We start from the raw sequence: 22,154 nt of genomic DNA on the forward strand, positions 1-22,154 counted from the left end.
GTGTCAGGCCTGAGAGGCCCGATCCTTTTTGAACGTGTGCACCAGGGCCGCGACACCGCCGCCAGCGACGAGCACACTCATGATGCGCACGAAGGGCTGGAACACCGTGTGGCAGCGCATCGTCTTCATCATGCACAACGGACAAATGACGCCGGGGATAAAGAAGACGACAATCGCGCCGATCAACGAGAGCGCCTGGAGGGCCAGGCGCACACCTTTATTCTTGACGAAAGCCGCGGTTCCGAAGAACACGACGAGGCCCGCCGAGCTGGCCGCAACACTGTTCTGGCACTGGTGGCACTGCATCCATGAGCCGTCCGGCCTGGGGTCGCAGGCCGAGAACACGGTAATTCCTCCGGCGAGGAGCAGGGCGCTCAGGGCTGCGGGCACGAGGGGGATGACGACGTCCTTCTTGGACATGGGTTCATTCCTTAGGGGCGAGCAAGCATTGACGAACTTTATAAAAGTATCATAAGCCTCATTTACGCAGGAACACAATGCTTTTACCCTCGCACGCGCCCCGCGACTCAGACATTCATAGAGCCCCCACGCACCGACCGCACGCGCCCCCACCACGCCCCTCCAGGACCTAAGATTGAGACATCCCCCACCAGTGAGGTGTCATCATGAAGAGGATTCACATCCGCTTTGCCCGATGCATCGTCGCATCGGTGACCGCGCTCGCATGCGTCGGTCTCTTCCCCCTCGCAGCCGCAGGTGCCGACGTCGCCGACGACGCCGCACAATCCGGCCCACAATCAGGCGCACAGTCGGGTGCGAGCACACCCACCGCACCAGCCACGCCCGAGGCACCCCCCGCCTCGTCCGAAGCCACCCCCGACCGGACCGCCTCCGCGACGCCCGAGGACACCCCGGCCTCGTCGGACGACGCTCCCCCGACGCCCGACCCGGCGCAGCCCGAACCGGGTGACCCCACCGAACCCGCGCCGGATAATCCCACCGAACCCGAACCCCCGGCACCCGCCACCTCCCAGTGGGTGCACCACGCCGAAGGCTGGCGCTACGAAAGTTCCGACGGCACATGGCTCAAGGACGGAATCTTCGAGGTCAGCGGCGTGCGCTACGCCTTCAACACCGACGGCTTCGTTCCGGTCGGCTGGTACCGCGCGCCCGACGGCACCTGGTACGCATCAACCGAAAACGGCGTGCGCACCGGCTGGTACCGGGACGGCTCGTGGTACCTCCTATCCGACTCCGGAGCCATGGTCACCGGCTGGCAGGTCTCCGGCGGCACCCGGTACTACCTGAACCCGGACGCGGGCGGCGCGATGGCCACCGGATGGACCAAGGTCGACGGCACCTGGTACCACCTCGATGCCTCCGGCGCGATGAGCGCTTCCACGTGGGTACGGGCGGGGGCCTGGTACTACCTGGGCGAATCCGGAGCCATGGCCACCGGATGGTTCAAGGCCGGCGACACCTGGTACTACGCGGACGCCAGCGGTGCCATGCGCACCGGTTGGGTCAGCGACGGCGGCTCCTGGTACTACCTGGGAAGCTCTGGGGCCATGGCCACCGGCTGGCTGCAGCAAGGCGCGAAATGGTACTACCTGAGGCCGGACTCCGGCGGCGCGATGGCGACCGCCTGGGCGATGGTCGACGGCAGCTGGAACTACTTCGACCGGTGGGACGGCTTCTGGGTATCCGGCCGCTCCGGCTTCGAGGCCGACTGGAACTATGCAAAGACCCTCTACAGTCCCACGAACTACCTGGTCGTCGTCGACACGAGCGCCCCGCACTGCATGACGTTCTACTGGGCGGCAAACTCCTGGCAGCCACTCACCGACATGCCCTGCTCCGTCGGCAAGTCCTCCACCCCGACCGTCACCGGCACCTTCACCATCAAGAACCGAGGCTCCTCCTTCGGGCACGGGTACACGGCGTACTGGTGGACCCAGTTCTACGGCGACTACCTGTTCCACTCGATTCTCTACTACGAGGGCACCATGACCGTGATGGACGGCACCCTCGGCGGGCACGTCTCCCACGGCTGCGTGCGCCTGCGCTACGAGGACGCCAAGTGGCTGCACGACACGATCCCATCGGGGACCTACGTGACGGTCTACTAACGGTCTGCTGACAGCCTACTGACGGTTTACCGATGGCCTACCGCTCAGCACGACGAGGCCGGGGCTAGCCTTCCGGATATCGGGGGCTGTCCCGGCCTCGCCATTGTGGTTTCACCGTGCCATTACGACCCGCCTTACGGCCTCGGCGTCGGCGTTGCTGCTCGTCGCGCCCTTGCGACCCCGAGCACCGTTGTGCCACCTGTTTGCCAGCGCAGCCCGCTTGGCCGTTGCGGCTCCGGCGCACGTAAGCCCTCATCCGCACGTGGACCCGCTATTCCGAGCCTGGCCTTTCTCATCCGCACGTGGACCCGCTATTCCGAACCTGGGCAACCCCGCCCACGTACGGAACAGCGGGTTAACGTGCGCAACAGGCGACCCACATGCGAGACAGCTGGTTGATACGCAGGACACGTTGGAGGCCACGCGTTGTCGCACGCGGATGATCGGTCACAGACCATGGGGCAGCCACACACGCCCAAAGTGCAGACCACCTCGCCGAAAAACGGCAAAAATGGGCTGTTGTGGGTGAGGTGGTCTGCGATTTGGGCGAATCCAGGAACGAGGCAAACACGACCACCCACAACAGCGACTTTCCCGCGCAACACAACCGACAAGTCACCACCCCAGCAACACGATGTGTCCATCCTTCGGCTTATAGGACATGTCGTGTTGCTGGGTTCGCACCTTGCATGCCTTGGTATGCCCTTCTCATCCGCACGTGGGCCTGCTATTCCGAGCCTGGGCAACCCCGCCCACGTGCGGAACAGACGGCCCACGTGCGAAACAGCGGGTTCACATGCGGGACACGTTGGAGCCCAGGTCACTGTCGCACACAGCCAATCCATGACGGATCATGGGGCAGCCACACACAGGCCCGCGACGCAGCATTCACAGGAACACGGCAAACACGACCACCTACAACAGCGACTTTCCCGCGCCGCACAGCCGACAAGTCACCACCCCAGCAACACGATTTGTCCATCCTCATAGTTGGTCCCAACCACCTATAACAGCAACTTTCCCGCACCAACAAGCCGAAAAGTCACCACAAAACCAACACGTTTCACCCTATAACCCTAGTGTCCTATAACCCGGAGCCTTCCGAGCCCACCCACATGGAGAGCACCGCAGGAAGCACATCCACCCCGCACCCAGAACCCGCGCAAGCAGCACAGGCAACGACGAAGCCCCGGGATTCCAGAGGAATCCCGGGGCAGGGAGCGGAGACGGCGGGATTTGAACCCGCGAGGGGCTATGCACCCCTACCTCCTTAGCAGGGAGGCGCACTCGACCGGACTATGCGACGTCTCCAGTGCCGACTACTTTAGGACATTTTTGCCACGAACGCGAACCGCACCCGCCGCACATACCCGAAAGCGCATCGACATGGCGGAGGGCGAGGGATTCGAACCCCCGGTGCCATTGCTGACACAACGGTTTTCAAGACCGTCTCTTTCGGCCACTCAGACAGCCCTCCAGACCTGCTCCATCCTACAGGAACAGGCTCACACACGCGAAGCCGACGGTACGGGCACAGTCACCGCCCGCCCTGCGGTAGCGGGAGAGACTGGGTCGAGCGCACACCACATCTGAGGGATCGCTCCGGCACTCACCGCGCAGCGTGAACAAAGAGGCGGACCCGGGGGTGCACACGCCCCGGGTCCGGTCCCAATCGCAGCTATCAGCCTCGCAGGCCGAAGAAGTTCCAGGACTTCTTGTCGGGTGCCGGCTCCTCGGGGTGGTCGAGGAGGCCGCGCGAGAGCGCGGGGGCTGTCGGCGGCCACAGCGGCACGCGAATCGCGAGCATCGCCTGGATCGCGTGGTAGACGTCCCAGCGTGAGGACTTGGCGGGCTGAACGCTCTCATTGTGGGGGCCGAGGCGGCGGATCCAGCGGCCCGGCTGGGCGATGAGGTAATCGTGGATGTAGTCCACGAAGGAGCGATAGCAGTGCTCAAAGTGCTCGACCTCGTCGATGCGATGCCCGTCATCGAGCATCGCGCGGCGTACGGCGACGGTCGCGCATACGCCCTCGCAGACGACCCACTGCTGGTGCTCGTCTTCGCCGGGCATGGGATCGCCCTCGTCGTTGACGGCGGTGGAGAAGCCGGGTGCCCCGTCGGTGCGACGCCAGCCGTCGACGCGGGCGCGCTCGAAGAGTTCGGTTCCCAGTTCCATCAGGTAGTCGGGTACGGCCCAGCCCGTGGAGCGCAGGCCAGCGCGCACCTGCAGCGCGAAGCGCGCGAGCTGCATGGAGTGACCGGTGACGTAGCCTTCGTGGTAGCGGCGTCCGTCGTTGCAGAGCTTTCCGGCCTCGAGGCTGGGCTGCCATTCCTCGTCGTAGTACTCGGGGATGCGCCAGTTGTTCTTGGATGCAACCTTGTACGCGAAGGCCGTCATCTTTTCGGCGCGGTCCAGCCATTCGGGTTCGGTGGTCGCCTCGGCGGCGGCCATGTAGGCCTCGATGGTGTGGATGAGGGTGCCGAGGGCGTGGACGGGCGCGGGTTCGCTGAAAGCCTCGTCGTACTGATCCCACACGAGGCCGTAGTCGTCGATCCAGTAGTCCTTCTGCTCTTGGAGCATGGTTTCGAGCAGCTCGTGCGCGCCGGGTCGGTTGGCGACGGTCGCGGCGGCGACGCCGAGCAGCGCGTAGACGGTGTGGTATTGGGACTTGACGCGGGAGGCCTCGTCCCAGGGGACGCCGTGCCCCTCCTCGTCCGGTTCAGCTTTGATTTGGTACCACATGCCGCCGTTGACGGGGTCCGTGAAGTACTTGGTCAGCGACTTGACAGCATGGTCGGCGTAGCGGCGCGTGCCGGGCAGGCCCATGAGGGCCCCCAGGGAAAAGATGTAGGCCATGCGCCCGGTGACGGCCAGGTCAATGGACCGGCTCAGGTCCGGTTTGCCGTCGGCGTCCAGGTGTGCGAAACCGGTGGCCACGATGGACCCCTCAGCCTCTTCGATGAGCGCCTGCATGTTGGCACTCAGCCAACGGTTATGTTCGATGGAATCAAACCATCCCACGATGTTCCTCCTGCCAAAACAGCCACGGTCTGCGGTGACCGACCTCTCATAGGATAGACGTTCCTTTCCCCATTTGGGAATACGTCCACACGTTCACTCCTCAAACAGGGACGAGGCCGGGGAAAGTCACGCTCTGACCTGCAGTTTTACGCATGCTCAGCCCCGGCCTCGTACACGATGAAACGATGACGTGTTTCACGGCGTGGACGGACCTACGCAGAAGTGGACGTAACGTGCAACACTGGGCTTATGCATGATCGAGCTGGCACACGTGCCCTTCCAGAAGACCTCATCAACGTCGACGATGTCATCTCCGCTTACTATGACATCGTTCCCGACCCGACCGACGTGGGACAGCGCGTCGCATTCGGAACGTCGGGCCACCGCGGCTCCTCGCTGGACGGCAAATTCAACGAGGCGCACATCATCGCCATCACCGCGGCGATCATCGAGTACCGCGCGTCGCAGGGCATCAACGGTCCTCTGTTCATCGGCCGTGACACGCACGCCCTGAGTGAACCCGCGTGGCGCACCGCCCTGGAGGTCCTCGCGGCCGCCGGCATCGACACGCGCATTGATTCGCGCGGCTCCTACACGCCGACCCCCGCCGTGTCCGTTGCAATTCTGGGCGCGAACGGCGCACCGGCGAACCTGCGCACGGAGGGTGACGGACTGGCTGACGGCATCGTCGTGACCCCCAGCCACAACCCGCCGCGCGACGGTGGCTTCAAGTACAACCCGCCTCACGGCGGCCCCGCCGACACGGACGCGACCGGCTGGATTGCGGCGCGCGCGAACGAGCTGCTGGATTCGGGCGAGTGGAAGGACGTTCCCCGCGTCACCGGCTCTGAGCTGCTGCACGACCCGAACGTGAAGCCTTTCGATTACCTGGACTTCTACGTCTCGCAGCTGGATCAGATCATCGACATTGAGGCGATCCGTCACGCTGGCGTGCGCATCGGCGCGGACCCGCTGGGTGGCGCGTCCATCGACTACTGGGCGGCTATCGGCGAGCACTACGGCCTGGACCTGACGGTCGTCAACCCCGAGGTCGACCCGGCGTGGCCGTTCATGACCCTGGACTGGGATGGCAAGATCCGCATGGACTGCTCCTCGCCCTACGCGATGGCATCCCTGCGCGAGGCCATGACCCCCGACGCCGAGGGCAACACCCCCTACGACATCGCGACCGGCAACGACGCGGATTCGGATCGCCACGGCATCGTCACGCCTGACGGCCTGATGAACCCGAACCACTTCCTGGCTGTGGCCATCGAGTACCTGTTCACGCACCGTCCCGGTTGGAGCAAGGACGCGGCCGTGGGCAAGACCCTGGTGTCGTCCGCGCTCATCGACCGCGTCGTGGCCTCCATGGGCCGCGAGCTGATCGAGGTGCCGGTCGGCTTCAAGTACTTCGTGCCTGGCCTGCTGTCCGGTGCCGTCGGTTTCGGCGGCGAGGAGAGCGCGGGAGCGTCGTTCCTGCGTAAGGATGGCACCGTGTGGTCGACCGACAAGGATGGCATCATCCTGGCGCTGCTCGCCTCGGAGATCCTGGCCGTGACAGGTAAGACCCCCTCGCAGCTGCACGAGGAGCAGGTGGAGCGCTTCGGCGCTTCTGCGTATGCTCGCATCGACGCGGCTGCCTCCCGCGAGGAGAAGGCGAAGCTTGCGGCTCTGTCCCCCGAGGACGTGACCGCGACCGAGCTGGCCGGCGACCCGATTGTCGCGAAGCTGGTACGTGCTCCCGGTAACGACGCGCCCATCGGCGGCCTGAAGGTGACGACCGAGTCCGCTTGGTTCGCGGCTCGCCCGTCGGGCACCGAGGACGTCTACAAGATCTACGCGGAGTCCTTCAAGGGTGCCGAGCACCTGGCCGAGGTCCAGGAGGCCGCGAAGAAGGTCGTATCTGACGCTCTGAACGGCTGATTCTCTGACGCTGCCCGCTTGCGCGGGTTGCTGGGGGTGGCGCTCACACACGTGAGCGCCACCCCCGTTGTCATATCGCGCCGACTTCACCGCCGACGGTCACGCCAGAACCCGCGCAATCACAGGGGAAACGCGCTGAGCCTACGAGGCGCAATCGCACCATCCGGCCTGTAAACTGGCGGGCAGGACAAGGGCTGAAACGGATACTTGGCAGCGCGAGCTGTTAGATGATGACCGCGAAACCCGACAAAACAGGGCCTCGTAATAGCTCACTCGTGAGCGGCAGACTGACGTCGGTCCTGCAAACCCCCTTCCCTGTGGGCTGGGGGTTTCGTGCTGTCTGCTGGACTCAGTAGGCGCGCGGGGAGCATTTTCACGGCGATCACCCATAGAAATATGGGACACGGGCCGCTACCGTGAGGATAGTTCGACGCGTCGGTGAGCCGACGCCGCCCACCAACACCAGGAGCGCCCACATGAGCGAGGCACCCAGCCCTGCCGCCCACGACGGCAGACCGCGCGAGCACGCCCCGGCCTCGTCAAGAAAACCACGCACGAGTCCGCAGATCCCCTCCCTTCCCAAGGCGCGCCTGGCTTTCCTTCTCCTCGCAGGTGTCGCGCTGCTCGCGGGCCTGGACGCCTCCCTCGTGCGCCTGGGAGCGCTCGCCCCCATCGCCTCGACGAGCCTGGGGACCGTGCACGGGCTCCTCATGATCTACGGGTTCCTGGGCACCGCGATCTGCCTGGAGCGCGCGGTCGCCCTGCAATCCGACGGTCGGCGCGCGTGGGCGTATGTCGCTCCCCTACTGACCGGGGTCGGCGCCGTCAGCGCGATCGTCATCTCCTTGAACGAGGGCGCGCGCGGGGCGCTCACGAGCCTGCCGATCCCGCGCTTCCTGGCCGCCCATCTGAGCGGATTTGCGCCCGAGCGGATGATGCCCGGCTTCCTCATCACGCTCGGCATGGCGGCGCTGAGCGCCATCTACTGCTACGTGTGGACGCACAGGCAGGCCACCCACGCGGTCCTCATCCAGCTGATAGGCGCGCTCATCGGGCTGGGCGGCATCCTCCTGTGGTGGCGAGGCCTCGAGACGCCGCGCGCGGTGCCGTGGTGGCTGGCCTTCCTGATCGTCACGATCGTCGGCGAGCGCGTCGAACTCGCGCGCCTCGCCTTCGCGTCCGGCTCCACCGAGCGACGCATCACCGCCGAGAGCGCCACCCTCATGGTGGGTCTGACGGTCGCCCTCTACTCCCCCGCGCTCGGGTATCCGCTGATCGGCCTGAGCCTCGCGCTCCTGATGGCGGACACCGCGTGGCACGACGTCGCGCGCGGCACCGTGCGCATGAGCGGCCTGCCGCGCCTGGCCGCGGTGTGCATGCTGAGCGGCTACGCGTGGGCGCTCGTGCCCGCGCTGATGTGGATCGTCGCACCCCCGGCCTTCGACGGATACGGGTACGACGCCGGCGTCCACGCGATCACGATTGGTTTCGTCGTCTCCATGCTGCTGGCCCACGCACCCGTCATCATCCCGGCAGTCGCGCGGCGCGAGGTCCCCTACCACGTCGCCATGTGGGTCCCCTTCGCGTTCCTGCAGGTTTCCCTCGCCCTGCGCCTCCTCGCGGGCGCGCGCAAGGCTGCCTATCCGTGGCGCTTGGGCGGCACACTCGGGGTCGTGGGCGTGCTTCTGTTCGTTGCCACGACGCTGACGGTGACGATTCGCCGGGCGCGCGCTGCCTCGCGTGAGAGCAGGATCATCGACGAGGCCGACTCCCCCTCCGCTGTTCCCGCATCCTCGGGCGGAACGGGGGTCCGATGAGCAAGCCCCGGGTCCCCCGCACCGACCGCGTAACCACGGTGTGGATGTGCGTAGCGGCCGTCGCCGCTGCAGGCACCATCGTTGCCCGAGGCCGCATCCCGCAGAACCTGTGGACGATGATCCACCTGGTGACTCTGGGCGTTTTGTCGAACGGGATCTTCCAGTGGTCCTGGTACTTCACGCGCGCCCTCGCGCACCTGGCCCCGGATGATCGGCGGGCCGGGCGTGACAACACCGTGCGTATCATGGCCTTCAACCTTTCCCTGCTGCTCCTCATCGGCGGCATGTGGTCGAGTCTGTGGTATCTGACCATCGCGGGCGCGACCGCGGTCGGCGTGATCGCAGCCTGGCACGGGTGGGCGCTGCTCACCGCGTCCCGCGAGCGCCTAGCGTCGCGTTTCGCGGTGATTATTCGCTACTACATTGCGGCGGCGTTTTTCCTGGTGGTTGGCGCGACGCTGGCTGGTTTCGTGACGGTGGCTATGTTTGACGCGGATGCGCCCGCGTGGCTGGCCTCAGCCCGGGATCGCCTGACGGTCGCCCACGCGCTGGCGGGTGTCGCCGGCTGGGTGGGCCTGACGATGGGCGGGACCCTGGTGACGCTCGGGCCGACGGCGATACGCACGCGCATGGATCCGCTGGCCGTGTCTTTCGCGACGAGTGCCCTGCCCCTGTGGGTGGCCGCCCTCCTCGTCGCGGGAACGGGAGCTGTGACCGGGTTGATGCGCGTGGCCTCCGTGGGGTTGTTGGTCGTCGTGGGTGCGGCAGCGCTGGGCGTGGGCGTCCCACTCCTTCGCGCCGCGCTGGCGAAGGGTCCGGCCGAGTACGGGGCGTGGTCCCTCATGCTGGGTGCCGCCTGGATTCTCGTCGCGGGCGCGGGGGCGTCCTTGCGCGCCTTCGAGGCCGTGGATGCGACCGGCCTGCGCGCGGCGTTCCTGCCGTGGCTGCCGGTCCTCGGCGCGGCCGGGCTGAGCCAGCTTTTCGTCGGCGCGCTCACCTACCTGATGCCCGTCGTTATCGGCGGCGGTCCGTCCGCGGTGCGCGTCGGGGTCGGCGTGCTCGAGGCCGGGGCACCCATCCGGGAAGCGGCTCGCAACGTGGCCGCAGTGTTCGCCCTCTCCGTCGCGTCGCTTGGCGGCATCCCCGCCGAGCGCCTTACCGTTGCCGCGTGGGTGGTCCTGCTGGCCACCTACGTCGTCGACATCGTCCTCATGGCCCGCTGTGGCGTGGCCCAGGCGCGCGCCAAGCGCGCCGCCCAATCCCCCACCACCACGCAAGGAGGCCGCCGTGGCTGACCTGAACCTGTCTGCGTCGCCGTCGGGAGACAAGAACCCGAAGACACCCGTCCCGAAGACATCAGCGTCGAAGGGCGGTGCGACGGGAAACCCCAAGCTGCGCATGAGCCCGACGGGCGACCACTCGCCCGTGAGCCGCACGGCGGGCGCAATCATCGGTGTCGTCTCCGTCGTGGCGCTTGCCCTCGCTATCTTCCTGTCCAACCCCACCGCACCCACTACGCAGGGCACGGGAACGGGGAGCGCGGCCACGGCCTCGTCCGTGACGCCGACCGGGCACACGACCCGCGTGTCGGTGGGCGTCGAGGGTATGGCCTTCACTCCCAACCACATCGAGGTGCCGGTCGGCGACCGCCTCATCATCGACTTCACGAACTCGGGGGATCAGCGCCACGATCTGGTGTTCGAGACGGGCGTATCCTCCGGGTCGCTCGCCACCGGCGAGACGAAAGAGCTGGACCTCGGCATCATCTCCGGGGACGTCGAGGGCTGGTGTTCCCTGCCGGGTCACCGCGAGATGGGCATGACCCTGCACGTGCAGGCAACGGGCGCTACCACGGGCGCTTCCTCCTCGGGGACCTCGGCCTCGGGCAGCCACGCGCACCACGGGCACGACCACGGCCAGGACGCCGCCGCAGGCCCCGCCACCCCGACGGCCCTGACGGACTACGCGGCGACGATCACCCCGCGCGACCCGGCCTTGCCACCGGCCACGAGCGAGACCGAGCGCTACTACACGTTCACGGTCACCGAGCAGACGACTAACGTCACCGACACGCTGACCCGCCAGACGTGGACCTTCAACGGGGACGCCCCCGGACCGATCCTGCGCGGACACATCGGCGATACCTTCCACATCACGCTCGTGAACAACGGGACGATGAGCCACTCGCTGGACTTCCACGCGGGCCTCGTCGCTCCCGACAACGTCATGCACTCGATCGAGCCCGGGCAGAGCCTTGAGTACACGTTCGTCGCGAAGAACGCGGGCATCTGGCTCTACCATTGCTCGACCGCGCCGATGTCGATGCACATCGCGAACGGCATGTTCGGTGCTGTCGTCATCGACCCGACCGACCTGGACACGGTCGATCGCGAGTACGTCATGATCGCCTCCGAGCTCTACCTGGGCGCGGACGGGCAGAGCGCCGACGCCTCGCTCCTGTCGGCCCTGCAACCCAACGCAATGGCCTTCAACGGCGTGCCCTTCCAGTACAAGGCGCACCCCATCCAGATCAGGACCAACGAGCGCGTACGCGTGTGGGTCATGGACGCGGGTCCGAACCTGGCGACCACCTTCCATGTCGTGGGCACCCAGTTCGACACCGTGTGGCGCGAGGGCGCCTACGTGATCCGCGGCGGCGGGTCGGGCGGCGGCTGGGGCCAGGTCCTGACCCTGGGTGCCGCCGAGGGCGGGTTCGTCGAGTTCACGCCGCTGGAGGCCGGCCACTACTCCTTCGTCAACCACGCGCTCTCCCTGGCAGAAAAGGGCCAGACCGGCGTCTTCGAGGTGACCGACTAAGCCTTTTGGCTCTCCCGACCACGGCCTCGTCCACTTTCGACGAGGCCGTGGCTGCGTCCCGCTCTCACGCTCGGAAGGGGGTTAGATACGCCCCATTGCGACCGGCGCTGCCGTCCTTCGACCGACGATAGAATGGTGGGATGCTGGGTACCTATCTCGACATTTTGCGTTACCGTCAGGCCTGGAAGTTTTCTGCTGCCGGGCTGATTCTGCGCCTGCCGATGTCCATGGTGGGTCTGTCGATAATCCTCATGATGCGGGCAGAGTACGGCAACTACACGCTGGCCGGCGCCGTCTCAGCCGTCAACATCATCGTCATGGCGATCTGCGCACCGATCCTCGCGCGTCAGGTCGACCGCCACGGGCAGTTGCGCGTCATGGGTCCCGCGTGGGTCATCTCGGTCCTGTCCATGTCCGCACTGGTCGCGGCCGTCTTCATGCACGCCCCCGAATGGTTGCTCTTCATTCCGGCTGCCCTCGCGGGTGCCACGTGGGGTGCGCCCGGCGCTCTCGTCCGCTCACGCTGGACCACGATCCTAGACAAGCCGGGCCAGCTGACGACCGCCTACGCCCTCGAGTCTGCGGTCGACGAGTTCGTGTACATCGTGGGTCCCGTACTCTCCACGGTCCTCGGCACCGCCCTGCACCCCGGCACCGGCCTCGCCATCTCCATCGTCGCCCTGGCCGTGGGCGGCACGCTCTTCCTGTCGCGGCGCTCCTCCGAGCCCGCGATCATTCCCTACGACCCGAATGCCCCGCGCGAATCCGTCATCCGCAAGCCCGTCGTCCTCGTCATGGCAGCCACCTACATCGGCATGGGCACGACGTTCGGCGCGATGGAGGTCTCGATGGTCAGCTTCACCGAGGAGCTGGGTGTCCCCGCGCTCGGTGGCATCCTCCTGGCGCTCTTCTCGATCGGCTCGCTGTCTGCCGCGCTCGTCTACGGTGCCCGCACGTGGAGGCGCCCCACCTGGCAGCTCTTCGCAATCGGCGTCATCCTGATGGCGATCGGCATGAGTTTCTTCCCGGTGGCCTTCAACATCTGGACGATGGCCGCCGTCATCCTCATCACGGGCCTCACCTGCGCCCCCACGATGACAAACGTCAACATCATCATCCAGAAGTCCGTGTCCGCCGCGAAGCTCACGGAGGGCCTGACCTGGATGTCGACGTCGATCAACCTCGGCACTTCCCTGGGCACGGCGATCGCCGGGCCCGCAATCGACTCGATCGGTGCGCGCGGCGGCCTGCTGACCATGGCCGGTGCCGGGTGGGCGATGGTCGTCCTCATGCTCATCGGCCTGCCCGCACTGCGCAAGAGCGAAGCTCAGCCGACGCCGCCGCTGCTCCTCGACTAAGCGGCGTAGCGCGGCTACACGCCCCCACACCGACTAGCAGCAGAAGCACCAGCCCGAGAATCGCGCCCGGACCCCGTTTCACAAAGTGAACAACCGCGGTCACAAACACGTGACGCCGCATCATGACGTCCCCTCTGACAACTGCTTAACGACGAGACCCGCACCGCAGTGGACAGGCGCGCAACCAGCGCACGACACTCGTCTTGACTATGTGGTCAGACTGTCATAGTGTGCCCGAGGCTCCGTCGCTCCGGAGCTTGCGCTTCCCCGGTGTATTGGCTCTATGATTGGCCTGATGTTGTTCCGTCCCCCTCTCATCGATGACGAGTCTCCCTCGCTCGCCCTGGCACTGACCGCCGGCGCGGGCGAGTTCGCGTCCACACTGTTGGTAGGTGCCATGTCGAAAGGTTGGTTCTACCCGGGCGTCGTCGGCTTCGGGGGAATCGGCTCTCAACGTAGCGCCCGTATCCTGGGCCGCGTCCTCATGGCGCGCGGCGACGATACCCGCTCCTGGCTGCAAACCCGCCGAGGATGGCGCCAGTTCTTCAACGCGCAGGTCCCTCGTCAGCCAGTGCTCGTTACGGTCGGCAACGCGCGTCGGCTTGCTTTCGCGGATCGCGGTGGATTCGTCGACATCACGGTGCTGGGCCACGGCCTCGACCCCGGCTGGCATAACGCGACCATCCAAGTCCTGCACGCGGGCGACGTGCGCGCGCTCGGCATGTCCGAGGAGACGGCCGCCAAGCTCGCCACCACCCTGCGCACGGCGACCCCGCTACCCGCCCCACCCTCGGCGATGTACGAGCGCCCCCGCAAGGGCCGCATCCGCGCCGGTCGGCCCGCCTGCGTGCGCGTACGCATCGTGTCCGACGACGAGCATTTCGGCGTGGTCTCCGACATCGACGACACCGTCATGGTGTCTATGCTCCCGCGACTGGTCACAGCGGCCAAGCACGCGTTCCTGGATCGCGTCTCCTCACGCGAGGCCGTGCCCGGCATGGCGGAACTGCTGACGACGCTGACGATGTCCTCAGCCTCGTCGGAGGGGGTTCCGGAGGGCACGCACGCCCCGATCATGTACCTGTCGACCGGCGCATGGAACGTTGTGCCGACGCTTCGTTCGTTCCTGGAGCGCAGCGGGTACCCGGCGGGAGGCTTCCTCATGACGGACTTCGGCCCGTCGAACACGGGCTGGTTCCGCTCCGGCCCCGAGCACAAGCGTCGCGAGCTGCGCCGCCTGGCCCGCATGTTCCCGCACGTGCGCTGGCTCTTGGTAGGCGACGACGGGCAGCGTGACCCCGAAATCTACGCCGAGTTTGCACGCGATTTTCCGCACTGTGTGGCCGGAATCGCGATCCGTTCTCTCTCCGAGATCGAGCAGTTCATGTCGCACGGCAGCTTCGAGGCCATGGTCCCCGACGCGCTGTGGACCGTACCCGAGCGCGTGCCCGTCTGGTACGGGTCGAACGGTTACGCACTGCTGGATAATATACGAGGCCGGGGCACAGCCGGTCCGCTCTCCCACCGTTGAGGGATCGGACCGTGAAACGGCCCGTGAAACAAGCCGTGTCCGACCGCTCTGACGCATGAAGGCCGCCCCGAGGGGCGGCCTTCCGCGTTGCTCGTGCGTCCGCGCTTAGGAACCAGACATCGGGCGGCACTTCGCGGGCTGCTCGATGGGGTCGGTCGACTTCAGGACGCGCTGAACGTCCTCGGCGCTCATCGCGTCATCGTAGAACGTTCCTAGCTCGACCGTGACGGTGGAGTCCGTCGCCTCAGTGAGGCGCACGTGGGCACCCGGGAAGAATCGGGCCACCGAATACGCGTTGTCGACGCCGTTCACCCCGGCGGTGATGCGCACCTTACCCGTGTATTCGATGTCGTCGTTCTTGGGTTCTTCCGTCTGGAAGCCGGCGGTTGTGAGCATGTCCGTGGCCTTGGAGGCCAGGCCCTGATGCTGAGTCGTGTTGATGACCGTGACCGACACTTGAGAGGGGGCCACCGGCTTCGAATCCGCCGTCGGGCAGGGAATATCGCCCACCTCGGCGTACTTAACCTTCACGGAGAAGCTGTTACCGAAGGGAATCGACACGATTCCCGAGAACACGAGGGCCGCTAGCGCCGCAATGACGATCATCGCGACGCTCACGATCGCGAACGTCAGATTTTGACGCTCCTGACGCTCGCGCAGGAATCGCTGACGCGGAGTGAGGGTGTGGATGGGCTCGTTCGGTGTACTCACGGTCTCAACACTATCGAATAGGGGCGGCCTGAGGCCAGACAACGCCCCGTCAGGAGCGTTACATCTCGCCCTCGCCCACCTCCGCGATACAGTAAGGACACCCTAAGCGCAGGCTCCCGTCCTCGCCCAGAATCGCCGCGCAGCCCGCCTCGCGGGCCCTCGAGTGCGCGGTCAGAGCGCCCACCCGGCGTGCGGTTCGAGCGTGAGGCGGCCACGGCCTCGTCCATACACCGACCACGAAAGAGGACCGCGATGAGCTTCCTGGACACCGACCTGCTCGCCCGCATCCACGAGCGCGCCGCCGACGCGGACGCGCACAACACCTACCCCGAAGCCGACCTGGAGGAGCTGCGCGACGCCGGGTACCTCGCCGCGTTCGTCCCCACTGAATACGGTGGCGCAGGCCTGAGCCTGGCCGAGATCGCCGCCGAACAGACGGCGCTCGCCAAAGCTGCGCCCGGCACGGCGCTGGGCATCAACATGCACCAGATCATCGTCGGCCTGGGACGCTACCTGGTCGCCCACGGCAACGCGCGCGGCGAGCAAATCCTGCGCGACGCGGCCGCAGGAGAGGTCTTCGGCTTCGGCATCTCCGAACCCGGCAATGACCTCGTACTCTTCGGCTCCACGACGCGCGCAACCGCGAACGGCGCGGGCGGTTATTCCTTCGAGGGCACCAAGATCTTCACATCCCTATCCCCTGTGTGGACGCGCCTGCTGATCTTCGGGCGGGCCGAGACCGAGGAGGGCCCCACGTCCGTGTTCGGCATCGTCCACCGCTCTGACGAGGGCTACGCAATCAAGGACGACTGGGACACGCTGGGCATGCGCGCCACCCAGTCCATGACCACCTTCCTCCGGGGCGTCACCGTACCCGAGGAGCGCATCCTGACGATCACGGACCCCGGTCCGAGCGCCGACCCCGTCATTTTCGGCATCTTCTCCCACTTCGAGATCCTCCTGGCCGCCACCTACCAGGGCGTCGGCGAGCGCGCCGTCGAGGTCGCCGCCGAGCACGTGGCGACGCGCCGCTCGGTGAAGAACCAGACGACCTACTCCAACGACCCCGACATCCGCTGGCGCATCGCGGAAGCCGCTCTCATCATGAACGCGGTCGGCCCGCAGATCCGCGAGCTTGCCCGCGACATCGACGCAGGCGTGGACCGCGGCCGCTCCTGGATGCCCCAGCTGTCTGCCGCGAAGAACGCAGCCGCCGAAGCCACGCTGCGCGCCGTCGAGCAGGCGATGCGCGCGTGCGGCGGCAGCGCCTACTACAACACGCACGAGCTCTCGCGCCTGTACCGCGACGCGCTCGCCGGTCTCTTCCAGCCCTCCGATCAGGAGTCCCTACACGCCGCGTGGGCGAACCTGATCCTGGGACCCATCGAGAAGGCTCAATAGCCTCCCAGGGACGAGGCCGTGGTCCGTGCGTAGCCCTCGAGTGCCCTCCGGGGACGCCCCACTGAGGAACCACCGAAGCACACCCGAACCGGCGAGCGTGCGCCGGTTTCACCCTGCGTGAGAGACAAGCGGACCCCCGAGAATTTCCTCGGGGGCCCGTCTCTGCGAGCGCGTCAGGCTACTGATTCCATGCGAAATTCGCGGGGGTGATTTCACCGTTCGTGCCGGTCATCCAGCCAGCGCGGGCCAAGGCGAAGGACTTGCCGGACCTCGTGTTCCAGCAGGTCACGCCGTCGGCCGTGGAGCGGCACGCGTAATCGCCCTTCGCGGCGGCCACGCCGTGCGCGACGGTCTCGCCGCCCGACGGCATAGAGGACTCGCACGACTGGGTCGCGGAGTCCTTCGTGGCCTTCAGGACGCCGACTTTACCGCCGGAGCAGGAAGCGTAGCCTTCCTCGGCCCAGTTGCTCTCCGCAATACCGCAGGTCACGCCGTCATCGGCGAAGGAGCAGGTGATGTTGCGCGAAGGCATCGTGAAACTATCGACTTTCACGGCTCCCGCGGGTGCCGGGTACTTCACAGCCTCGGTCGTGGTAGCACTCGCCGATGGCTTCGGGCTCTCCGAGGGGGACGCCGACGACATCGGAGACAAACCGCCCGTGGGCCCCTCGTATCCGCGAGTGAACACGAAGATGACGATGCCCAGGAGGATCGCCGCGACGATACCCAGGCTGACGAGCACGATCGTCATCATCGGGAACGAACGACGCCCACGCGATGCTGTCGCAGCCGCGGGCTGTGCCACCTGCGCTGGCTGCCGGGCGGCGGGTGTGGGCGTGTAGGCCCGCGGGAGCTGCGCGGTGGATTCCGTACTCGACGAGGCCGTGGCGGAGGACGCGGCCGCCGGGTAGGTCGAACTGGTCACGGGAGAGGGGTACACCGCCGTCGCCTCGGGATCCTGCGAGGCCTTGCTGCCCATGATCGACTGGCGTTGCACCTGGGCGACGACCTGTTCACGCTTGTCCACCTGCGGGACCGGCGAGTTCTTGCCCGCCACCGCGCTGTAGGGGGTCGTGCGCTCAATCTGGGAGTAGGAGTCCACGCCGCCCTGACCCAGCACGTACATGCCGGACTCGGAGGTGCGGATCGTTGACCCCGCGACGGCACCGGATACGTCACCGCGCATGACCAGACAGCCGTTGGAGTCAATGTAGCCGTCGTAGTCATCGCGCGCCTCGAGCGCCGCGTTGACCTGCGGGTCGTTGAACTGGTGCAGCCATTCCAGCAGCCCGCGGTAGGCATGGGGATGGGCGGCGACTACCGGACGCAGCTCGGGATAGCGATACGCCAGCTGCCGCAGCGACTCGGCATCGGTCGACGGGTCCTGGGCTGCCGCCGCAGGATTCTCGAAATGCAGTTCTTCTGCCATCGGTGCTCCAGACTTCATCGGTCACGCGGTTGTTACACAATACCGCGCACACGCGCCATGAGTGAAACCTTACGATATTTTCTGACCACGGTACTTCCCTGTCATTTGACAAAACACCTACAAGTCGCATCGTAAGACGAATGTGTCAAAATTGAGCGCCGTAATATCGGCAGCGAGTGCGCGCACCTGGTCATCCCATCCAGCACGCGAGGCCTCAAAACCTTCCGGTGTGCCAAATTCTCGCGCTTGCTGTAGGGCAAAGGACTTGACACCCATCGCGCGAGCCTTCTTCGCAACCTCCAGGCCGTCGCCGGGACCGTCCGGGTAGACAGTCAGACGCACCTCGTGGTCCACCTCGGGGTGCGCCAGGACGATGCCCAGCGACTCCCACGCGCGCTCCCCGGCACCCGCCCGACCGGCCACGGCCTCGTAGTTGCCGAGGGTCGCCTTCACGTCGATGCCCACCCAATCGACGAGGCCCGCGCCCAGCAGGTCCGCCAGGCGACGCGGGTAGGGACCCGCGGTGTGCAGGCCAACGCCAAAGCCGAGCTCGCGCACGCGAGCCATCCCCGCGCCGAGCGCGACCTGGCGGGTCGCCTCGCCTCCAGAGAACACGACGCCGTCCAGGAGGCCGCGCCTGCGCGCCAGCAGATCCTCGAGCTTGCTCCACGCGACCACGCCCGGGATGCGCGGGTCGATGATCGCGCTGTTGTGGCAGTACGGGCACACCCACGGGCACCCCTGCAGGAACAGGGACGCCGCGAACTTGCCGGGCCAGTCCACGCTCGACATGGGGACGAGGCCCGCGATCTGCAGGTCGTCCGGCGTCCACTCGCGCGATGCCCGCCCCCCGACGAGGCCGGGGTCGCTCAGGTTCAGCGCGCCCTTCCGGGGTTCCCCGGCCTCGTCATTCAGGGACGGACTCACGTCAGCGGCTCCCCACGGGAGGGAAGGCGCTGACGAGCTCGCCGTGCGCGTCCGCGGCGTTCTCGGAGAACATCTGGCGCTCGTTGTATTCGCCCTTCTTGCCGATGTTGAAGGACTGGACCGGGCGGAAGTAGCCCATGACGCGCGTCCACACTTCGCAGGCCTGCGGCTCGGCGTCCGGGCGGGCGGCAGCGCACTTCTCGCAGGTGAAGTGCTCGCCGGCCAGGTAGCCGTGGACCGGGCAGATGGAGAAGGTCGGCGTGATCGTGATGTAGGGGACCTTGAAGGCTGTCAACGAGCGACGCACCATCTCCTTGCAGGCCTGCCCCGACGAGAGACGCTCACCCATGTACAGGTGCAGGACCGTCCCGCCCGTGTACTTGCCCTGCAGGACCTCCTGATCCTCGAGGGCCTGGAACGGGTCGTCCGTGTAGGCCACCGGAAGCTGCGAGGAGTTCGTGTAGTAGGGCTGGTCGGGCGTACCCGCCTGGATGATGTCGGCGAAGCGCTTGCGATCCTCCTTCGCGAAACGGTAGGTCGTGCCCTCCGCGGGGGTCGCCTCCAGGTTGTACATGTGGCCGGTGGCCTCCTGGAGCTGGACCATGCGCTCGCGCACGTGATCCAGGATCCGCACGCACATGTCGAAGCCGCGCGGGTCCGTCAGGTCGTAGGCATCGTCGCTGAAGTTACGCACCATCTCGTTCATGCCGTTGACGCCAATCGTCGAGAAGTGGTTATCGAGTGTGCCCAGGTAGCGACGCGAGTAGGGGAAGAGGCCGTGGTCCATGTGGTACTGGATGGTCTCGCGCTTGATTTCAAGGGACTTTGAGGCCAGGTCGATGAGTTCGTCCATGCGCGCGATGAGGCCCTCCTCGTCCCCCTTGTACAGGTAGCCGAGGCGCGCCATGTTGAGCGTGACCACGCCGATCGAGCCGGTCAGCTCGGCCGAGCCGAAGAGACCGTTGCCGCGCTTGAGGAGCTCACGCAGGTCCAGCTGGAGGCGGCAGCACATAGAGCGGATCATGTGCGGGTCCAGGTCAGAGTTGATGAAGTTCTGGAAGTAGGGCAGGCCGTACTTCGCGGTCATGTCAAAGAGGGCATCGACGTTCTCGCCCTCCCAGTCGAAGTCGGGCGTGATGTTGTAGGTCGGGATCGGGAACGTGAAGACGCGACCGTCCGCATCGCCGCCCGTCATGACCTCGATGAACGCGCGGTTGATGAGGTTCATTTCCCGCTGCAGCTCGCCGTAAGTGAAGTCGACGACCTCGTCGCCGATGAGAGGGTGCTCGTCAGCCAGGTCGTCCGGGCACGTCCAGTCGAAGGTCAGGTTCGTAAATGGGCACTGGCTGCCCCAGCGCGAGGGCACGTTCAGGTTGTAGATAAGTTCCTGCATGCACTGAACGATCTCGTCGTACTCCATGTTGTCCAGGCGCACGAAGGGGGCCATGTAGGTGTCGAAGGAGGAGAACGCCTGGGCACCCGCCCACTCATTCTGGAGGGTTCCGAGGAAGTTGACGATCTGCCCGCAGGCCGAGGAGAAGTGGCGCGGCGGGGCCGAGGCAATTGCGCCACCCACTCCGTTGAAGCCCTCCTGGATGAGGCGCTTCAGGGACCAGCCGGCGCAGTATCCGGCGAACATGTCGAGGTCGTGGATGTGGTAATCGCCCTCGCGGTGCGGCGCGCCGATCTCAGGCGTGTAGACGTGCTCAAGCCAGTAGTTGGCGACGATCTTGCCCGCCGAATTCAGGATCAGGCCGCCCAGCGAATACCCCTGGTTTGCGTTGGCGTTGACTCGCCAATCGGAGCGGTCGAGGTATTCCTCCACGGTTGCAATAGCGTCGACGTCGTAGCGGGGTGCTGTCGTCATTGTCCTGATCCTTTCTTCGTTCCCGTGTGTGCCTGGGGTGCGCTGCGAGCACTTTGCTGTGCTGCGGGAGTTTGGGTGCGGCGATGTGTGGGGTTGTGTGGCTGTGCGGTTGTGCGTAGGCGGGCGCCTCTGGTTTGGTCCTGCCGTCGCTTCGGTGGGCGGTCAGCCAGTACTACTGTTCGGACGCGTGATCAACACGTCGTGAACACTCCACCCTCGTGGGGCGAGGCCGTGGCACTGTGGGTGGTGATGGTTTCCTCCGCCCGGCGTGAGCCTCCCCTAGATCTAGGGGTACGTGATCACGAATCGCTAGATCTAGTGTTTGAACCGAACGGTAACCACAATATCTAGTGTCACTCGTGTGTCAGAAATGAGGCACGCGGGAGGCGTAGTTCCCCTGGTCACGACGCTGATCCGCAATGACTTTTCGAGGACCAACGTCCCATCGCGCCGCGCTCTCCCCGCCGACACGGGCTGACTCACATAGCGAGGCCGCGACCGGAAAACCCGGCCACGGCCTCGTCGATAAAGCGGACCTACTCAGACCAAGAAGGGCAGTTTCTTCACCAGGCCCAAGCCCTTCCACCACGTGCCCAGGCCGATTGTGTCGCCCGCGTTGGTCAGGGGGATGAGGATGAGGACGAGCGCGTACACCAGGTGCTCGTTGACGACCGGGTTGAGGGAACCCCACACCCACGGCGCGACGGCCGCGTACATGAAGCCCAGCATGACGACGCCCGCGAGCGCCGCCAGGCGCGTGCCAATGCCGAGAATGAGCGCCACCCCGATGCCAAGCAGGCCCAGCATGAACACCCAGTCGGTCGCAGGCGTGGCGAGGGACTCGAAGAAGGAAGCCAGGGGTTTGCCGGTGGTGGCTCCCGTCAGGTAGCTCTGCGCGGGCGTTCCGCCGTTGATCCACGCGCGCGACGGACCCGTGGAATAGTGCAGGCCGAAGGTCTTGTCCAGGAAGGACCACAGGAACACGAAGCCGACCGCGAGGCGCAGCAGGCCAAGGATGAGGCGCGCCGACTTGGACGTAACGACAGTGGAGGCGGGGGCCATGGCGATTCTTTCACGAGGCGACAACGGACTCCCTCATTATCCCAGGAGCGAGGCCTAGGCGGCAGGGCCTGGCCGGATATGCTGGCACATCACCACGAGCAGCCCGGACGGAGGGCGCCTGACGGCGGCAGGGCCTGGCCGGGCATGCAGACAGCCCACCACGAGCGGCCCGACTAGGGTGCCGGGGGCGGCGGCA

15 protein-coding genes and 2 tRNA genes are annotated in these 22,154 nt (G+C 66.3%); 8 read left to right on the forward strand and 9 right to left on the reverse strand.

Features of this window, described 5'->3' with window-relative positions:
* Positions 1-3: 3 nt before the first annotated feature.
* Positions 4-420 carry a DUF4418 family protein gene (locus O3932_RS09135; protein WP_009647842.1) on the reverse strand — a complete coding sequence of 139 codons (417 nt, stop codon included), beginning with the start codon at positions 418-420 and terminating at the stop codon, positions 4-6.
* 206 nt (positions 421-626) lie between these two features.
* On the opposite strand from O3932_RS09135, the gene O3932_RS09140 reads away from it, so the two are divergent.
* Positions 627-2,090, forward strand: coding sequence for a L,D-transpeptidase family protein (locus O3932_RS09140; protein ID WP_371537910.1), 1,464 nt, complete (start codon positions 627-629; stop codon positions 2,088-2,090).
* Positions 2,091-3,311: 1,221 nt separating this feature from the next.
* On the opposite strand, the gene O3932_RS09145 is transcribed toward O3932_RS09140, so the two are convergent.
* From O3932_RS09145 to O3932_RS09155, 3 genes are all read right to left on the reverse strand, one after another.
* Positions 3,312-3,401, reverse strand: a tRNA-Ser gene (locus O3932_RS09145).
* A gap of 76 nt (positions 3,402-3,477) precedes the next feature.
* Positions 3,478-3,567: transfer RNA gene (locus O3932_RS09150), tRNA-Ser, on the reverse strand.
* 204 nt (positions 3,568-3,771) lie between these two features.
* A complete protein-coding gene (locus O3932_RS09155) occupies positions 3,772-5,112 on the reverse strand; it encodes an AGE family epimerase/isomerase (RefSeq protein WP_371537912.1) in 1,341 nt (446 codons plus the stop codon).
* Between the two features lie 249 nt (positions 5,113-5,361).
* Between O3932_RS09155 and pgm the strand changes: the two genes are divergently transcribed.
* The 6 genes from pgm (at position 5,362) to O3932_RS09185 (ending at position 14,561) form a co-directional block, all read left to right on the forward strand.
* A complete protein-coding gene (gene pgm, locus O3932_RS09160; protein ID WP_009647634.1) occupies positions 5,362-7,038 on the forward strand; it encodes a phosphoglucomutase (alpha-D-glucose-1,6-bisphosphate-dependent) in 1,677 nt (558 codons plus the stop codon).
* Positions 7,039-7,514: 476 nt separating this feature from the next.
* Positions 7,515-8,855 (forward strand): hypothetical protein, encoded by a 1,341-nt coding sequence (locus O3932_RS09165; protein WP_371537914.1) that lies wholly within the window; start codon positions 7,515-7,517, stop codon positions 8,853-8,855.
* Positions 8,852-10,150, forward strand: a complete 1,299-nt coding sequence (locus tag O3932_RS09170) for a hypothetical protein (protein ID WP_371537917.1) — start codon at positions 8,852-8,854, stop codon at positions 10,148-10,150. Before O3932_RS09165 ends, O3932_RS09170 begins: the two co-directional genes overlap by 4 nt.
* A complete protein-coding gene (locus O3932_RS09175; protein ID WP_371537919.1) occupies positions 10,143-11,672 on the forward strand; it encodes a multicopper oxidase domain-containing protein in 1,530 nt (509 codons plus the stop codon). The genes O3932_RS09170 and O3932_RS09175 overlap by 8 nt, the downstream gene beginning before the upstream one ends.
* Before the next feature lie 140 nt (positions 11,673-11,812).
* Complete coding sequence (locus O3932_RS09180) at positions 11,813-13,030, forward strand: MFS transporter (protein ID WP_371537921.1); 1,218 nt, start codon at positions 11,813-11,815, stop codon at positions 13,028-13,030.
* Positions 13,031-13,313: 283 nt separating this feature from the next.
* A complete protein-coding gene (locus O3932_RS09185) occupies positions 13,314-14,561 on the forward strand; it encodes an App1 family protein (protein WP_009647645.1) in 1,248 nt (415 codons plus the stop codon).
* 105 nt (positions 14,562-14,666) lie between these two features.
* On the opposite strand, the gene O3932_RS09190 is transcribed toward O3932_RS09185, so the two are convergent.
* Positions 14,667-15,272 (reverse strand): LytR C-terminal domain-containing protein, encoded by a 606-nt coding sequence (locus O3932_RS09190; protein WP_009647630.1) that lies wholly within the window; start codon positions 15,270-15,272, stop codon positions 14,667-14,669.
* A 252-nt stretch (positions 15,273-15,524) separates the two neighbouring features.
* On the opposite strand from O3932_RS09190, the gene O3932_RS09195 reads away from it, so the two are divergent.
* On the forward strand, positions 15,525-16,673 hold the full coding sequence (locus O3932_RS09195) for an acyl-CoA dehydrogenase family protein (RefSeq protein WP_371537923.1): 1,149 nt from the start codon (positions 15,525-15,527) through the stop codon (positions 16,671-16,673).
* Positions 16,674-16,851: 178 nt separating this feature from the next.
* On the opposite strand, the gene O3932_RS09200 is transcribed toward O3932_RS09195, so the two are convergent.
* The 4 genes from O3932_RS09200 to O3932_RS09215 all read right to left on the reverse strand — a co-directional run bounded on the left by O3932_RS09200 (position 16,852) and on the right by O3932_RS09215 (position 21,958).
* Positions 16,852-18,102 carry a sodium pump decarboxylase gene (locus O3932_RS09200; protein ID WP_371537925.1) on the reverse strand — a complete coding sequence of 417 codons (1,251 nt, stop codon included), beginning with the start codon at positions 18,100-18,102 and terminating at the stop codon, positions 16,852-16,854.
* A 117-nt stretch (positions 18,103-18,219) separates the two neighbouring features.
* The gene (locus O3932_RS09205) at positions 18,220-19,029 is read right to left on the reverse strand and encodes an anaerobic ribonucleoside-triphosphate reductase activating protein (protein ID WP_371537927.1); all 810 of its coding nucleotides are present in this window, start codon (positions 19,027-19,029) and stop codon (positions 18,220-18,222) included.
* A 1-nt stretch (position 19,030) separates the two neighbouring features.
* Complete coding sequence (locus O3932_RS09210) at positions 19,031-20,896, reverse strand: ribonucleoside triphosphate reductase (protein WP_371537929.1); 1,866 nt, start codon at positions 20,894-20,896, stop codon at positions 19,031-19,033.
* A gap of 540 nt (positions 20,897-21,436) precedes the next feature.
* The gene (locus tag O3932_RS09215) at positions 21,437-21,958 is read right to left on the reverse strand and encodes a hypothetical protein (RefSeq protein WP_371537931.1); all 522 of its coding nucleotides are present in this window, start codon (positions 21,956-21,958) and stop codon (positions 21,437-21,439) included.
* Between the last annotated feature and the right edge of the window lie 196 nt (positions 21,959-22,154).

The sequence above is a fragment of the Pauljensenia sp. 20925_1_25 genome (genome assembly GCF_041433955.1).
Lineage (GTDB): Bacteria > Actinomycetota > Actinomycetes > Actinomycetales > Actinomycetaceae > Pauljensenia.

Coding starts and splice junctions, on each gene's coding strand:
- O3932_RS09200 (WP_371537925.1), bottom strand. CDS start 18,102: ATGGCAGAAGAACTGCATTTCGAGAATCCTGCGGCGGCAGCCCAGGAC.
- O3932_RS09180 (WP_371537921.1), top strand. CDS start 11,813: ATGCTGGGTACCTATCTCGACATTTTGCGTTACCGTCAGGCCTGGAAG.
- O3932_RS09170 (WP_371537917.1), top strand. CDS start 8,852: ATGAGCAAGCCCCGGGTCCCCCGCACCGACCGCGTAACCACGGTGTGG.
- O3932_RS09140 (WP_371537910.1), top strand. CDS start 627: ATGAAGAGGATTCACATCCGCTTTGCCCGATGCATCGTCGCATCGGTG.
- O3932_RS09195 (WP_371537923.1), top strand. CDS start 15,525: ATGAGCTTCCTGGACACCGACCTGCTCGCCCGCATCCACGAGCGCGCC.
- O3932_RS09215 (WP_371537931.1), bottom strand. CDS start 21,958: ATGGCCCCCGCCTCCACTGTCGTTACGTCCAAGTCGGCGCGCCTCATC.
- O3932_RS09210 (WP_371537929.1), bottom strand. CDS start 20,896: ATGACGACAGCACCCCGCTACGACGTCGACGCTATTGCAACCGTGGAG.
- O3932_RS09165 (WP_371537914.1), top strand. CDS start 7,515: ATGAGCGAGGCACCCAGCCCTGCCGCCCACGACGGCAGACCGCGCGAG.
- O3932_RS09135 (WP_009647842.1), bottom strand. CDS start 420: ATGTCCAAGAAGGACGTCGTCATCCCCCTCGTGCCCGCAGCCCTGAGC.
- pgm (WP_009647634.1), top strand. CDS start 5,362: ATGCATGATCGAGCTGGCACACGTGCCCTTCCAGAAGACCTCATCAAC.
- O3932_RS09185 (WP_009647645.1), top strand. CDS start 13,314: ATGATTGGCCTGATGTTGTTCCGTCCCCCTCTCATCGATGACGAGTCT.